This is a genomic window from Streptomyces sp. NPDC032822 (genome assembly GCF_055578825.1).
Genome location: NZ_JBVIOL010000012.1, coordinates 31,623 through 45,952, shown reverse-complemented (window position 1 = coordinate 45,952; position 14,330 = coordinate 31,623). Strand labels below are relative to the sequence as shown.

At 69.0% G+C, this 14,330-nt stretch carries 13 protein-coding genes and 1 pseudogene; 11 read left to right on the top strand and 3 right to left on the bottom strand.

What is annotated here, in order from left to right; translation table 11 throughout:
• Positions 1–80: 80 nt before the first annotated feature.
• Positions 81–1,811 carry an acyltransferase gene (locus ACZ5VD_RS30160; RefSeq protein ID WP_468684000.1) on the top strand — a complete coding sequence of 577 codons (1,731 nt, stop codon included), beginning with the start codon at positions 81–83 and terminating at the stop codon, positions 1,809–1,811.
• Between the two features lie 174 nt (positions 1,812–1,985).
• Here ACZ5VD_RS30160 and ACZ5VD_RS30155 read toward each other — a convergent pair whose 3' ends face one another.
• Positions 1,986–2,312 (bottom strand): SH3 domain-containing protein, encoded by a 327-nt coding sequence (locus ACZ5VD_RS30155; protein WP_468683876.1) that lies wholly within the window; start codon positions 2,310–2,312, stop codon positions 1,986–1,988.
• 361 nt (positions 2,313–2,673) lie between these two features.
• Positions 2,674–3,558, bottom strand: coding sequence for a helix-turn-helix transcriptional regulator (locus ACZ5VD_RS30150; RefSeq protein WP_468551696.1), 885 nt, complete (start codon positions 3,556–3,558; stop codon positions 2,674–2,676).
• A 232-nt stretch (positions 3,559–3,790) separates the two neighbouring features.
• Between ACZ5VD_RS30150 and ACZ5VD_RS30145 the strand changes: the two genes are divergently transcribed.
• From ACZ5VD_RS30145 to ACZ5VD_RS30120, 6 genes and pseudogenes are all read left to right on the top strand, one after another.
• On the top strand, positions 3,791–4,114 hold the full coding sequence (locus tag ACZ5VD_RS30145) for a carboxymuconolactone decarboxylase family protein (RefSeq protein WP_468683875.1): 324 nt from the start codon (positions 3,791–3,793) through the stop codon (positions 4,112–4,114).
• A gap of 166 nt (positions 4,115–4,280) precedes the next feature.
• Complete coding sequence (locus ACZ5VD_RS30140; RefSeq protein WP_468551698.1) at positions 4,281–4,685, top strand: (R)-mandelonitrile lyase; 405 nt, start codon at positions 4,281–4,283, stop codon at positions 4,683–4,685.
• A gap of 48 nt (positions 4,686–4,733) precedes the next feature.
• Positions 4,734–5,750, top strand: coding sequence for a zinc-dependent alcohol dehydrogenase family protein (locus ACZ5VD_RS30135; RefSeq protein WP_468683873.1), 1,017 nt, complete (start codon positions 4,734–4,736; stop codon positions 5,748–5,750).
• Between the two features lie 90 nt (positions 5,751–5,840).
• Positions 5,841–6,608, top strand: coding sequence for a glucose 1-dehydrogenase (locus ACZ5VD_RS30130; RefSeq protein WP_468683872.1), 768 nt, complete (start codon positions 5,841–5,843; stop codon positions 6,606–6,608).
• Between the two features lie 102 nt (positions 6,609–6,710).
• Positions 6,711–7,682 carry an aldo/keto reductase gene (locus ACZ5VD_RS30125; protein WP_468551701.1) on the top strand — a complete coding sequence of 324 codons (972 nt, stop codon included), beginning with the start codon at positions 6,711–6,713 and terminating at the stop codon, positions 7,680–7,682.
• A gap of 238 nt (positions 7,683–7,920) precedes the next feature.
• Positions 7,921–8,412, top strand: a pseudogene (locus ACZ5VD_RS30120) (MerR family transcriptional regulator); the annotation flags it as partial.
• A 241-nt stretch (positions 8,413–8,653) separates the two neighbouring features.
• On the opposite strand, the gene ACZ5VD_RS30115 reads toward ACZ5VD_RS30120, so the two are convergent.
• Positions 8,654–9,640: an aldo/keto reductase gene (locus ACZ5VD_RS30115; protein ID WP_468551702.1), complete on the bottom strand. Its 987-nt coding sequence runs from the start codon at positions 9,638–9,640 to the stop codon at positions 8,654–8,656.
• 274 nt (positions 9,641–9,914) lie between these two features.
• On the opposite strand from ACZ5VD_RS30115, the gene ACZ5VD_RS30110 reads away from it, so the two are divergent.
• From ACZ5VD_RS30110 to ACZ5VD_RS30095, 4 genes are all read left to right on the top strand, one after another.
• On the top strand, positions 9,915–10,958 hold the full coding sequence (locus tag ACZ5VD_RS30110) for an NAD(P)-dependent alcohol dehydrogenase (RefSeq protein ID WP_468551703.1): 1,044 nt from the start codon (positions 9,915–9,917) through the stop codon (positions 10,956–10,958).
• A 51-nt stretch (positions 10,959–11,009) separates the two neighbouring features.
• Positions 11,010–11,999, top strand: a complete 990-nt coding sequence (locus tag ACZ5VD_RS30105) for an aldo/keto reductase (protein ID WP_468683999.1) — start codon at positions 11,010–11,012, stop codon at positions 11,997–11,999.
• A gap of 54 nt (positions 12,000–12,053) precedes the next feature.
• Complete coding sequence (locus ACZ5VD_RS30100; protein WP_468683871.1) at positions 12,054–13,055, top strand: aldo/keto reductase; 1,002 nt, start codon at positions 12,054–12,056, stop codon at positions 13,053–13,055.
• Positions 13,056–13,723: 668 nt separating this feature from the next.
• Positions 13,724–13,948, top strand: a complete 225-nt coding sequence (locus tag ACZ5VD_RS30095) for a TetR/AcrR family transcriptional regulator (RefSeq protein WP_468683998.1) — start codon at positions 13,724–13,726, stop codon at positions 13,946–13,948.
• Positions 13,949–14,330 lie beyond the last annotated feature (382 nt).

Here is a 14,330-nt window from a genome sequence, read left to right as displayed (position 1 = left end):
GGGTGGGTATGGGGTGGGTGGAGTCCGGGGTGGTTCGGGTGGAGGGTATGAGTGTGTTTTCCATGGGTGACCGGGAGCAGATGTCCGAGGGTTTCTCCGGCGGGACTACTGGCGGCTTCGCTGGACGTTTCGACTACTGTCCGTGGTTGTTTGATGGAGAGGCGAGTGAGGAGGGGCGGGCTCTTCAGCGGGAACGGCAAGCCTCCCTCGGAGGGGACAGCGCGGTGGGTGAGCGTTGTTATGTGGCGGACTCGGCGGGGGTATTCCCTGATCTTCTGCGGCTGGGTGACGATTCGTATATCGCCGCATACGCCTACGTCACCGGGACTCTGACCACGGGCGCGAACTGCACGCTGAACCCGTTCACCGTGGTCCGCGGCACCGTCTCCCTGGGCACCGGCGTACGTATCGGCGCTCACACATCGCTTCTGGGCTTCAACCACTCGATGGCCCCCGATCAGCCGGTCTTCCGCCAGCCCCAGACCAGCCGAGGCATCACCGTCGGCGATGACGTGTGGATCGGCTCTCATGTGGTCATCGTCGACGGTGTGACAGTGGGCGACCATTGTGTGATCGGTGCGGGGGCGGTGGTGACGAAGGACCTGCCGGCGTGGACGGTGGCTGCAGGGAATCCGGCGCGGCCGATGGGAGACCGGCGCGAGAGGGGCGAACGGGGACGGAAGCCCGTTGCGGCCGGCGGTGGGGGTGAGGGTGATGCCCTGGCCCGCTTCGCCGACACCGCCCGGGCACAGGCGGCCGGCATCCTGGCCCGCTGCTGGGACGGCGTTCACTACACCGACCGCCCCGGTGCTCCACCTACCGTGCGGGCCCACTGCGATGCCGTGGAGATCGCTGACCTGCTGCTGTCGTCCGTCCCTGAGCAACTGGACAGGACACAGCACATCGAGCGTCTGACATCCCTCCAGGACGAGGCGAGCGGTCTGGTACCCGAACTCGGCGGGCAGGTGCCCTGCGTGGACGGTGACGGCTTCATCGCCGATGGCCCGGCGCTCTATCACGTCCTGTCGGTGGGCTACGCGCTGGATCTCCTGGGCGCTTCCTTCCCCCGGCCCATCTACGGTGTCAGCAGCATGACGGCAGATGAGCTCATGGCACGCCTGGACAAGTTGCCCTGGCGGGACGGTGCGTGGGGGGCGGGCGCCTGGATCGACTCCTGGGCGACAGCGGCCCATTGGAACCTGCGACATCCCGCCGGCGCCCCTCTGGTTCCGGGCACACTCGAAGCCCTCTTCGGCTGGCTCCTGACCCGGGCCGACCCCTGGACGGGTATGTGGGGCAGCCCTTCGGCCGCCACCGGCCGTCTCCAGGTGGTGAACGGCTATTACCGGCTCACGCGGGGTTCCTTCGCACAGTTCGCGATGCCCGTCCCGCATCCGGAGCGGGTCGTGGACGCGGTGCTGGACCACAGCCGGGACGCCCGTTACTTCGGCGCGGGCCGCGAGAACGCCTGCAACGTACTGGACGTGGCGCACCCGTTGTGGCTGTGCACGAGGCAGCTGGGCGGCAGCGGCGAAGACGGCGGCACCTACCGGGCGGCCGAGATCCGGGCCTGGGCCGGACAGCGGCTCACCACCGCCCTGCCGATGTGGCAGGACGGCAAAGGCTTCGGGTTCGGACCGGGCACGACGGGGCCGGGGCCGGAACCGGGCCTGCAGGGAACGGAGATGTGGCTGGCCATCGTCTGGCTGCTGGCAGATCTGGTGGGGGAGTCGGACCGCCTGGGGTACCGGCCACGGGGGGTGCACCGCCCCGGACCGGGCCAGGAGCCAGCGGCCTTGCACATCCCGTGAGCATCCCGCCGGTCCCCGGCCGCCACCCGCGGCAGCAGGCGGGCCGGGCACCGCCGGCACTCAAGAGCGAGCTACGGGCCCCGGGCTGCGCACGGGTGGATGGCATCGGACTGCGCGTGCCTGATGATGCTCCTCGTCGTGACGCCGGTGCTGGGCCAGTGAGCGCGGCCGGGGTCAGCAGTGGTGGGTGGTCCCCCGCGTGATTTGGTCAGAGTTGATGGGGAGGTTGTCGTCGGAGAACCAACCTTCGGTGCTTGTGCCGGCGATCCGCGCCCACGTCCAGGTGTTGCCGTAGTCGTTGCCGGTGTAGCAGTGGTAGTAGAGGAGGGTCCCGGCGTACGTCTGGCCCGTGTTCGAACAGGCCGCGTAGGGGCCGGACTTCAAGGCGTCCGTGCCCGAGGAGCGACCGGAACCGTCGTCCAAGTTGCTGTGGCTCCAGCCGCTGCAGCTCACCGTCGCGGCGGCTCCGGTGGCCGGGGACTTCTTCGTCGGCAGTGTCACGGGTCGGATCGACACAGGAGCTGACCGACAAGTACAGCGCATTGAAGGAGAAGCTGGCGGCAGTCACGGAGAATCTCGCGCATGAGCAGGCCGTCAGTTTCGCACCACGGCGGATCGTTGCCGAGCTCGACCTGGAGCTGATGCAAGCCCTGGTGGAACGTGAGCAGTCCGGGAACGTCACCCGTCTCCCTGCCCCGCGCCGACAGGCAGGGGCAGATGAGAAAACGCCCGTAGTAACCGCCCGTCCGGTCCCATCGGTCCGGTCCGATGGGGAGCGTGCACGGGCAAGGGCTTCTGGTGAGCCGGCCTCAGTACACGAAGCTGCCTGCCGTTGAGCGTGATGTCAGGGGTGGTGCTGCGCTTACTCGTCGCTGGTGAGGCCGGTGTTCAGCTGTTCGCTCCGGTCGAGAGTGGCGGCCCAGCTCGCCAGGAGGCGGAGACCGTCGTGTGATGGGGTGCCGGGCTCGGCGCTCATCGCGGTGAGCGTGAGGCCCGGATCGTTGGGGATGGGCAGGCCCTCGAAGGCGAGGGTGAGGTCGCCGACGGCGGGGTGGCGGAAGCGCTTGAAGCCGGTTCGGTGCAGGCGCACGTCGTGCGCGGCCCACACGGCGCGGAAGTCCTCGCTGCGAGTGGAGAGTTCACCGATCAGGTCGCTGAGGTCACGGTTGTAGGGGTCCTGTCCGGCCTCGGTGCGCAGGAGGGCCGCCGAGGCGGCCTTTTGGTAGTCCAGCTCGGTCATGTACTCGCCGGCGCCGGGGTTGAGGAACTGGTAGCGGGCGAGGTTGACCGGCCGTGCGGGATCCTGGAACACCGGCCAGTACAGGGCTTTGCCGAGGCGGTTGGTGGCCAGGATGTCGAGGCGGCCGTTGCGGATGAAGGCGGGCGCCTCGGTCATCGCGTCCAGCAGCTGCTGGAGGGCGGGGCGGATCGGCTGCGGGCCGCGGCGGCGTGCAGCCCGGCGGGTGGTGCCGGCGGTGCGAGCCAGGTCCAGCAAGTGGGCGCGCTCGGACTCATCGAGCTGCAGCGCCCTGGCGAGCGAGTCCAGGACGGCTTCGGAAGCGCCCGAGAGGTGGCCGCGCTCCATGCGGGCGTAGTACTCGGCACTGACACCGGCGAGCATCGCAACTTCCTCACGGCGCAGCCCTTTCACCCGGCGGCGGCCTGCGGCGGGCAGACCGGCCTGCTGGGGTGTGATCTTGGCACGGCGGCTGGTGAGGAACTCCCGGACCTCGCTGCGGTTGTCCATGACTTCGAGGCTACGACGGTTCCGGGATACGAGGGGCGTACTGCCAGTACACGTATCAACGGGTCCTTCCCCGCACTCGTGACCTGCCGTTGCATCGATAGCAGGCCGGCAATGGGACCGCCCGTCCACTCCGGTGGCGCACACCGGGACGCCGAGACGGAATGGAGAGAAGGTGCCCGCTCCCCGCCCCTGCGGGGACACACCTGGGCATCTACGAGGAAAGGGGCTGACCATGGCGCAGGACAAGAAGCCGGAGAGCCCGCGTCAGCAGTTCGGGGACATCGCCCCGGCGCTGGCGGGATACAGCGAGGACGTGCTGTTCGGGCAGGCGTGGGAGGACCCCGACCTGTCCCCGCGAGACCGCAGCCTGGTCACGGTGGCCAGCCTGATCACCAGCGGCAGCAGCGATCAACTCGCCTTCCACCTGGGCAAGGCCCGGGAGAACGGGGTCAGCGACAAGGAGCTGATCGCGACGATCACGCACATGGCGTTCTACGCCGGATGGCCCAAGGCGATGTCCGCGCTCACGGTCGCCCGCAGCGTGCTCGCGTCCTGAAGGCCCCATGGCGGGCGGCAGGGGCCCAAAGGCCCGGAACCAGCCGCCCGTGGGCTGGGCACCACCGATAGCAAGGCGCACATCCTTCTGCCCGCAGACCCGACCCTCCCCCTCTTCACCTGCACGTGACCTGGTCACGACTTTACGTATGCAAGGAGAACCCCTCATGGAGATCATCAAGCCTCCCTCGACGGCGAAGCTGCCCGCGGAAATGTTCACCGGGGACGCCTGGGCCGATGTCATCTACCGCGGCGAGGACCTCTCCCGCGCACGGGCCAACATGGTCCGCTTCGCGCCCTGCGCCCGCACCGCCTGGCACTCCCACGGCCTGGGCCAGACCCTCTACATCGTGGAGGGCATCGCCCTGATCCAGTCCCGCGGCGGCGACATCATCGAGGCCCACCCCGGAGATGTGATCTTCACCCCGGCCGGCGAGGAGCACTGGCACGGCGCGACTCCGGACCGGTTCATGGCCCACATCGCGCTGTGGGAGGGCGATGACGTCGACTGGCTGGAGCACGTCACCGACGACCAGTACACCGGCCCTCGCCGCCCCGCCCACACCCTCTGAGCCGCCCAGTCCGGCACCCCCTGCTCCAGCGAGATACGGAAGAGAACCATGCGCGCAACCATCCTCCACGCCCCCGGTGATGTCCGGGTCGAAGACCGGCCCCAGGCCGCCGTCCAGCAGCCCACCGACGTGGTGATTCGCACCGTCGCCACCTGTGTGTGCGGCTCGGACCTGTGGGACTACCGAGGCATCAACGACATTGCCGAGCCCACCCCCGGCGGTCACGAATACGTCGGCATCGTCGAAGAAGTCGGCGCCGACGTGAGGGGCATCAAGCCCGGGCAGCTGGTCGTCGGCTCGTTCTTCGCCTCCGACAACACCTGCACCAACTGCAAGAACGGCTACCAGACGTCCTGCCTGCACCGTGAATTCGTCGGCGGCGCCCAAGCCGAGTACATCCGCGTCCCCCTCGCCGACGGCACCCTCGTCCCCGTCCACGGCGATGTGGCCGAGGAACACATCCCGAGCCTGCTGGCCTGCTCCGACGTCATGGGCACCGGCTGGTACGCGGCCGTCGCCGCCGAGGTCAAGCCCGGCGACACCGTCGCCGTCGTGGGCGACGGAGCTGTGGGCCTGTGTGCGGTCATCGCCGCCAAGGAACTCGGAGCGACACGGATCATCGCCATGTCCCGCCACGCATCCCGCCAGAAGCTGGCCCGCGAGTTCGGCGCCACCGACACCGTCGCCGAACGCGGCGAAGACGGCGTAGCCCGCATCAAGGAGCTGACCGGCGGCATCGGCGCCGACCGAGTGCTGGAGTGCGTCGGCAACTCCGACTCCATGCAGCAGGCACTGGGCTCCACCCGCCCCGGCGGCAACGTCGGCTTCGTCGGCGTCCCGCACGACGTGCAGATCGACGGCGAGGAACTGTTCTTCTCCCACGTCGCCCTGCGCGGCGGCCCCGCCCCGGTCCGCGAGTTCCTCCCCGACCTCATCCAGCGCGTCCTGGACGGCCGGATCAACCCGGGCAAGGTCTTCGACCTGGAGCTCCCCCTGGAAAAGGCGGCCGAGGGCTACCGGGCCATGGACGAGCGCCGCGCCATCAAGACCCTCCTGCACCCCTGACCGCGCCACTTGCCCGCGGATGCGTCCGAGCGCCGCCATAGCGGACCCGGCTAGCTCGCCCGGTCATGGCAACCATCAGATAGGACCCCCATGAACCCGCAGTACAACTTCGACGGCCAGGTCGCCCTGGTCACAGGCGCCGCTTCCGGCATGGGGCTCGCCGCCGCTCGCGCCTTCGCCCAGGCGGGTGCCGCAGTCGTGCTGGCCGACGTCAACAAGGACGCCGTCGACAGCGCGGCCAAGGACCTCACCGACGCCGGCCACCAGGCCACCGGCGTCGTCTGTGATGTCACCGACGAAGCCCAGGCCGCCGCGATGGTGGACCAGGCCGTGGCCACCTACGGACGCCTGGACATGGCCTTCAACAACGCAGGCATCCAGGCCCCGCCCTCGGACGCCGCAGATGAGAAGGCCGAGGACTTCGACCGCGTCAACGCCGTCAACCTGCGCGGCGTTTGGGCCGCCCAGAAGCACGAGCTGCGCCAGATGCGCAAGCAAGGGTCCGGTGCCATCGTCAACAGCTCCTCCCTCGGCGGCCTGGTCGGCCTGCCCGAGCGCGCCGCCTACCACGCCTCCAAGCACGGCGTGATCGGCCTGACCAAGAGCGCCGCGGTCGAGTACGCGCCCAAGGGCATCCGGATCAACGCCATCTGCCCCGGTGTCATCGAGACCCCAATGGTCGCCGACATGCTCGAAGGCCAGGCCGAAGCCATGGCCGAGATCATGAAGCAGCAGCCCATCGGCCGCCTGGGCCAGGCCGAAGAAGTCGCCGCAGCCGCCGTGTGGCTGTGCAGCCCCGGCGCCAGCTTCGTCATCGGCGCCGCGCTTCCCGTCGACGGCGGCTACACCACCCACTGAACGGAGATCCCGCCGCACAGGCCGCCGGGGCCGGCAGCACCGCGTCACACACCGGGCTGACACCGCCTCCGAACCGCCACCCGATCCTCAAGGAGCGCCACCATGGAGTACACCCGCCTCGGCACCACCGGACTGAAGGTAAGCCGGCTTGCACTGGGGTGCATGAGCTACGGCGACCCGACCGTCACCGGCGCCCACCCCTGGGCGCTGACCGAGGACCAGGCCGCCCCCTTCTTTCGGCAGGCCGTCGCGCTGGGCATCACCTTCTGGGACACCGCCAACGTCTACCAGGCCGGCACCTCCGAAGAGATCGTCGGCCGTGCGATCCGTCGGTACGCGCGACGCGAGGACATCGTGCTCGCCACCAAGGTCCGAGGGAAGATGCACGACGGCCCGGGCGGAGAGGGCCTGTCCCGCAAGGCGGTCCTGGAACAGGTCGACGCCTCTCTGGCGCGGCTCGGCACGGACTATATCGACCTGTACCAGATCCACCGCTTCGACGACGACACGCCGGCCGAGGAGACCATGGAGGCGCTGCATGACGTCGTCAAGGCCGGCAAGGTCCGCTACCTCGGCGCCTCCTCGATGTACGCCTGGCAGTTCGCCAAACTCCAGCACGCCGCTGACCTCGGCGGATGGACACCCTTCGTGTCCATGCAAAACCAGTACAACCTGCTGCGCCGCCAGGACGAGCCGGAGCTCATGGCCATGTGCAAGGACATGGGCGTGGGCCTCGTCCCGTACTCCCCGAACGGCAAGGGCCGCCTCGCGCGCCCCGCAGGCGAACAGAGCACCCGCTCCCGCACCGACCACGTCGTCCAGTCCTTCGACAGCCCGCACGACGAACCCGTCATCAGCGCGGTGCAACAGATCGCCGGCGCCCGGAAGGTGGCCATGGCCCAGGTCGCCCTCGCCTGGGTGCTGCGCAACCCGCTCGTCTCTGCCCCCATCGTGGGAGCCACGGCACCGCGCCACCTCGAACAGGCGGTGGACGCACTCGGCCTCCACCTGTCGGACGAGGAAGCGGCCACCCTGGAGAAGCCGTACGTCAACGCGGGACCGTCCTGGTTCTGAGCCCCGGACGCGCGGGCCTGGAACAGGGCGCGGCGCAGCGCCGCGCCGGCTGCGTTCCCCACCCCTCGCAGAGAAGAGGGCCCAAGGCGGACCAGCGTCCTCAGCTGATCACGCAGCCCCCGGCCGAGTGGGAGACCATCGGAGGGCGCCAAGCAGAATCCTTGGTTGACCTTCACCTTGGGGGAGCCCACCGCATCAGTGGGGCCGGGCGACGTGCTCGGCATGAGGAAAAACGAGCATGGGGTTGCTGACTATCGGGGCGTTCGCGAAGGCGTCCCCGCTGTCGCCGAAGGCACTGCGTTTTTACGGCGAACTCGGTCTGCTGACCCCCGCTCATGTCGACCCGGTGACCGGCTATCGCCTCTACGCACCGGAACAACTGGATCAGGCCCGACTCGTCGCCTGGCTCCGGCGCCTGGGGATGCCCCTGGCCCGCATCCAGCACGTCAGCACGCTGGATGCAGCCGCGGCAGCCCAGGAGGTCCGCGCGTTCTGGGTCCAGAACGAGGCCGACACCGCCGCACGGCGAGACCTGGCCACCTTCCTCATCGACCATCTGTCCTGGAAGGACCCTGCCATGTCCGCCACCGCCAAGCCCCTGGGAATCCGTTACGCCGCTCTGTCCGACACGGGCCTGGTCCGCGAGAGCAACCAGGACACCGCCTACGCCGGTCCCCACCTACTCGCCGTCAGCTCCGGAGGCCCCGGCAACGTCAGCTGCGTGGTCGCCGACGTCGACGTCATGGAGTTCCAGCAGTAGGAGCGAGTGGCAGGCACTTCGAGTTGCACCGGATCCGCTCTCAAGAGCTCATCCGTGAAGGCGACGAACACCGGCTCTCCCAACACGTCAGGAAAGCCAAGCCGGCTCGTCGGGCCACGACAGCCCGGACGCCCGGTCAACCGTAGGCACCGCAGGTCAGAGCCCTGACCTGCGGTGCCTACGGTTGACCGGGCCGGGACACCCCCGTCCGCTACTTGTCCACCAGTGACATGTGGTGCTCGTTGTAGCGGTCTCCCTGGACGCTGATCCGGCCGGCGAGCTCGTTGAGATCCGCCAGTTCGTCGGCGGACAGCGGCACCTGCGTGGCGCCGAGGTTCTCCTCGATGCGCGCGCTGCGCCGGGTTCCGGGGATCGGCACGATGGAGGGATGCTGCGCCAGCAGCCAGGCGAGGGCGACCTGTCCCGGTGTGGCGTCCTTGCCCTGGGCCAGTGACGTGACGTGTTCGACGAGCGTCTGGTTCGCGGCCCGGTTCTCGGCAGTGAACCGGGGGATGGTGGTGCGGACGTCGTCGGCCGCGAACGATGTCGACGCGTCCACGGCCCCGGTGAGGAACCCCTTGCCGAGCGGGCTGAAGGGCACGAACCCGATCCCGAGCGCCACGCAGGCCGGCAGGACCTCCGGCTCGGGATCCCGGGTCCACAGCGAGTACTCGCTCTGTACTGCCGTCACCGGGTGGACCGCGTGGGCACGGCGGATGGTCTGCGCACTGGCCTCCGAGAGCCCGAAGCAGCGGACCTTGCCTTCCTGCACCAACTCGCCCACGGTGCCGGCGACGTCCTCGATGGGCACTTCCGGGTCGACGCGATGCTGGTAGAACAGGTCGAGCCTCTCGACCCCGAGCCTTTTGAGCGAGGCGTTCGCGACGGAGCGGATCTGCTCGGGCCGGCTGTTCAGCCCGACGGACGCACCGTCCTCGATGCGGAAGCCGAACTTGGTGGCGATCACCACCTGGTCACGCATCGGGGCGAGGGCCTCTCCGACGAGTTCCTCGTTGACGTAGGGGCCGTAGACCTCCGCGGTGTCGAAGAACGTGACTCCCTGATCGACGGCTCCGCGGAGCACGGCGATCATGTCGCTCCGGTCACCGGGATTGGGGCCGTAACTCTGGGACATGCCCATGGCACCGAGGCCGATGGCGGAGACCTGAAGGTGGCGACCGAGTGTTCGCGTGTGCATTGGTCCTCCTGCGCCTCGTTGACGAGCCGACCGCTTGGGTGTCTGTCTCCGACCCTCCGGGACCCTCCGGGCGGAGTCCTCAGGCACCGTACCCCGCACCCGATCTCCCAAGGGGGGAAGGAAATTTACCCCCCATGGAACCCTCCCCCGCACCGGGTCGGTGACCCGCTGACCACGGGGTACGCGGCCCGCAGCGGCCCGGTTGCCCGATCTGCCGGATACGCCGCGACGGCTGTCGCCGGGACAGCCACCACAGCCACCTGTTGGGAGAAACGTGTTCACCGTCAACGCGTACGCCGCTACGTCCTCGACCGAACCGCTCGTCCGGACCACCGTCGAGCGCCGTGACGTCGGCCCGCACGATGTCCTCATCGAGATCAAATACGCCGGCATCTGCCACTCCGACATCCACCACGTGCGTGGGGACTGGGGCCAGGTGCACTACCCGGTGGCCCCCGGGCACGAGATCGCCGGAATCGTCACCCAGGTCGGCTCCGAGGTCGTCAAGCACGCGGTGGGCGACCGCGTCGGCGTCGGCTGCATGGTCAATTCCTGTCGCACCTGTGACTCGTGCCGCAAGGGGGAGGAGCAGTACTGCCTCAACGGCACGACGCTCACCTACGGTTCCCCGGACCGGGACGGAACGTGGACACAGGGCGGATACACCACCCATATCGTCGTCGACGAGCACTTCGTCGTCCGCGTCCCCGAAGGCGTCGCCCTGGACGAGGCCGCCCCGCTGCTGTGCGCGGGCATCACGACCTACTCGCCGCTGCACCGCTGGGGCGCCGGCCCCGGCAAGAAGGTGGCCATCGTCGGTCTGGGCGGACTCGGGCACATGGGCGTCAAGTTCGCGCACGCGATGGGGGCGGACGTCACCGTCCTGTCGCAGTCGTTGAAGAAGATCGACGACGGTCTGCGCCTGGGCGCCGACCACTACCACGCCACCAGCGACCCCGCCACTTTCGAGGAACTGGCGGGCACCTTCGACCTCATCGTCAACACGGTCAGCGCCAAGCTCGACGTCGACGCCTACCTCTCACTGCTGGGCGTGGGCGGCACGATGGTCAACGTCGGCGCCCCGCCGGAACCCCTGTCCCTGAACGTGTTCTCGCTGCTCGCGCGCGGGCGGTCGTACGCCGGCTCGTCGATCGGTGGAATCCGGGAGACCCAGGAGATGCTGGACTTCTGCGGCGAGCACGGCATCGGTGCCGAGATCGAGACCATCGGGGTGGAGAAGACCAACGAGGCGTACGAGCGCGTCCTGTCCTCCGACGTGCGCTACCGCTTCGTGATCGACATCGCGACGCTGGCCTGACCCGCACCGCGCACGCAGTAAGGCCGCAGGAACGGAAGAACACCGATGACGATGACGTACCACCAACTCGGCCGGACAGGTCTGCAGGTGAGCAGGCTCGGTCTGGGGACCATGAACTTCGGCTGGGTCACCGACGAGCCCACCGCCTTCGCCATCCTCGACCAGGCAGTCGAGGAAGGTATCAACTTCGTCGACACCGCCGACGTCTACGGCGGGCCGCAGTCCCCCGACATGGAAGTGGGCTACGGCATCTCGGAAGAGATCATCGGCCGATGGCTGGCCCAGGGCGGCGGCCGACGCGACCGGATCGTGCTGGCGACCAAGCTCTACCAGCCCATGGGAACCGGCCCGAACGACAAGTACCTGTCGGCCTACAAGATCCGCAAGGCTGCCGAGGACAGCCTCCGACGGCTGCGGACCGATCACATCGACCTGTACCAGATGCACCACGTCGACCGTTCCACACCATGGGACGAGATCTGGCAGGCCATGGAGCAACTCGTCCGCGAGGGCAAGGTCACCTACGTGGGCAGCAGCAACTTCGCCGGCTGGCACGTCGCGACCGCCCAGCAGGAGGCCGGCAAGCGGCACTTTCTCGGTCTCGTCTCCGAGCAGAGCCTCTACAACCTCAACGCCCGTACGGTCGAACTGGAACTGATCCCCGCACTTCGCCACTACGGCATCGGCCTGATCCCGTGGAGTCCGCTGGGCGGTGGCCTGCTCAGCGGCGCCCTGCAGAAGGCCGACAGCGGCCGGCGTTCGTCTCCCGACTTCCTGGCCGCCGTCGAGCGGCACCGCTCGCAGCTGGAACGCTACGAAGCCCTGTGCGCGGAGCTCGGCGAGCGGCCCGCGGACGTCGCTCTCGCTTGGTTGCTGCACAACCCGGCGGTCGCGACCACCATCGTCGGACCACGCACTCCCGAGCAGCTCCACCAGACGCTCCGGGCTCCGCACCTGAGCCTGTCGGCGGAGACCCTACGAGAGCTCGACGCGATCTGGCCCGGGCCCGGTGGCGAGGCTCCCGAAGCGTACGCCTGGTAGCTCGGTGAGCCAGGAGACATGCACGGCTGCCCGATTCACTTGCTTGGAGCACGTATGGAATACACCCGACTCGGAAGTTCAGGACTCGTTGTCAGCAGGCTCGCGCTCGGCTGCATGACCTTCGGGGACACCTCTAGCGGTTTCAGCACCTGGGCACTCGGTGAAGAGGAATCGGAGCCGATCTTCCGGCAGGCCGTCGAGCTGGGCGTCACGTTCTGGGACACCGCCAACGCCTACAGCTTCGGCAGTTCGGAGGAGTTCGTCGGGCGCGCGATCAAAAAGTACGCGCGTCGCGAGGACATCGTGCTCGCGACCAAGGTCTTCTATCCGATGCACGCCGGCCCGGGCGGATCCGGAACCTCGCGCAAGGCGATCATGGAGCAGATCGACGCGTCGCTGACCCGGCTCGGCACGGACTACGTGGATCTCTACCAGATTCACCGCCTCGACTACGACACGCCCGCCGAGGAGACGATGGAGGCCCTTCACGACGTCGTGAAGGCGGGCAAGGTGCGCTACATCGGTGCCTCGTCGATGCTGGCGTGGGAGTTCGCCAAGCTGCAGTACACCGCCGACCTGCACGGATGGACGCGGTTCGTGTCCATGCAGGACCAGTACAACCTCCTCATGCGGGAGGAGGAGCGGGAGATGTTCGGCCTGCTCGCCGACCAGGGTGTGGGGAGCGTTCCCTGGAGCCCGCTGGCACGCGGCCGGCTCACCCGGCCCTGGGGGACGCAGACCACCCGGTCCGGAACCGATCCGGCATACGGACGCCTGTTCACCGAGGAGGAGTCGAACGGGAAGATCGTCGGGGCGGTGCAGTCGGTGGCCGAGGCCCGGGGGGTGTCCATGGCCACGATCGCGCTCGCGTGGGTGCTGTCGAATCCGGTCGTCAGTGCTCCGATCGTCGGGGCGTCCAAGCCTCGGCACCTCGCGGACGCAGTCGCGGCCCTCGACATCACCTTGACGGACGAGGAGATCGCCGCCATGGAGGAGCACTACACGCCCCGGAACGCGACCGGCATGAGCGCCGCCGACCGGCCACCGGCCCGCTGACGGTTCTCACGACGCATCGAAGGGCTGCCGCCCGGGCGGTCGAGCCGACGATCGGCCCGGGCGACATGACGACGTACAACGGACACCTGGGCGTCTGCCGTGCGGGACGGCGGCAGAGGAGTCTGCGGAGGGCGGGCGACACGGTGCCACTCCGCGGAGCGGGTGCGGATCCCAAGGGTGCCCTGCAGACGCCGTCGCCTGGGTGCTCGGGCTGCCCGCGGCGCGGCGTCGTGTGGTTCAGCTTGGGGACAGGCGCTGGGCGTCGGCTGTGGTGCGCGAACGCCACGAAACACCTTCCGCCGGTGGCTCGGCGGCGTCGATCGCCGCCATGCGTGTCGGCCAGCGGCGCGGGTGTCCAGCAGTCGTCGCTGCCGAAGAGGACGCGGTCGGGGTCGACCGGGCGTTCAAGGCGCCTTCGCTCAGCGCCATCAGGTTCACGTGTTCCGCCAGGACGGAGTGCCGGCCAGATGGGGACAGCTGGTGCCAGAGGGAGGTGGCCAGGTCGGCGCGGGTGTCGATACGCGAGAACGACGCGCTCAGCACAAGTGAGCTGACCCGCTCCGGTGGACGCACGGCGAGGTGGATCGCAACGGGTCCGCCGAGCGAGTACCCGCTGACGCGAACGTGTCGAGCCTGGGAGCCGACGCGCCTTCGACCGCGACACGGCCCTGGCTGCCGCTCTGCGGGAGTTCTGGACACACGGGTACGAGACGACGTCGGTCGCCTCACTCACCGAGGCGATGGGGATCAACCCGCCGAGCCTGTGTGCCGCCTTCGGCGACAAGCGCCAACGGTTCGACGAAGCCGTCCAGCCGCACACGCGCGCGTTCGGAGCCCGCTTGGAGCAGGCCCGGACGCCCGCACGGCCATCGCCGCGCTGCTGCGATACCTAGCCGCCCACTACACCCACCCCAACCACCCGCCGGGCTGCCCCATCATCACGGGGGGCGACCAACTGCGCCTCCGGCTCGCAGGACGTGAAAGACAAGCTGCGCGCGATGAGCGAGGAGACCAGGGCTGCGATCGCAGCCTGTATCCGTGCCGACATCGGTGCGGGCCGGCTCCCCGGCGACCTGGACGCCGACGGGTTGACTGCCCTTCCACGCCGCGGCCATCCAGGGGATGAACCAGCAGGCCGTCGACGGGGCGACGCGGGAGATCCTTGAGCGTGTGGTGCACGCAGCGATGGCGGCCTGGCCGGACGCACCGCCTCCGTAAGAAACAACACGGTCGCTCTCGTGCTCCAGACGCTCCCTGACTCCCTCCGGCCGGCAG

What these genes read in the sequence shown, in the direction of transcription:
- ACZ5VD_RS30160 (WP_468684000.1), top strand. Translation starts at nt 81, where the DNA reads ATGTCCGAGGGTTTCTCCGGCGGGACTACTGGCGGCTTCGCTGGACGT.
- ACZ5VD_RS30150 (WP_468551696.1), bottom strand. Translation starts at nt 3,558, where the DNA reads ATGGACAACCGCAGCGAGGTCCGGGAGTTCCTCACCAGCCGCCGTGCC.
- ACZ5VD_RS30145 (WP_468683875.1), top strand. Translation starts at nt 3,791, where the DNA reads ATGGCGCAGGACAAGAAGCCGGAGAGCCCGCGTCAGCAGTTCGGGGAC.
- ACZ5VD_RS30140 (WP_468551698.1), top strand. Translation starts at nt 4,281, where the DNA reads ATGGAGATCATCAAGCCTCCCTCGACGGCGAAGCTGCCCGCGGAAATG.
- ACZ5VD_RS30135 (WP_468683873.1), top strand. Translation starts at nt 4,734, where the DNA reads ATGCGCGCAACCATCCTCCACGCCCCCGGTGATGTCCGGGTCGAAGAC.
- ACZ5VD_RS30130 (WP_468683872.1), top strand. Translation starts at nt 5,841, where the DNA reads ATGAACCCGCAGTACAACTTCGACGGCCAGGTCGCCCTGGTCACAGGC.
- ACZ5VD_RS30125 (WP_468551701.1), top strand. Translation starts at nt 6,711, where the DNA reads ATGGAGTACACCCGCCTCGGCACCACCGGACTGAAGGTAAGCCGGCTT.
- ACZ5VD_RS30115 (WP_468551702.1), bottom strand. Translation starts at nt 9,640, where the DNA reads ATGCACACGCGAACACTCGGTCGCCACCTTCAGGTCTCCGCCATCGGC.
- ACZ5VD_RS30105 (WP_468683999.1), top strand. Translation starts at nt 11,010, where the DNA reads ATGACGTACCACCAACTCGGCCGGACAGGTCTGCAGGTGAGCAGGCTC.
- ACZ5VD_RS30100 (WP_468683871.1), top strand. Translation starts at nt 12,054, where the DNA reads ATGGAATACACCCGACTCGGAAGTTCAGGACTCGTTGTCAGCAGGCTC.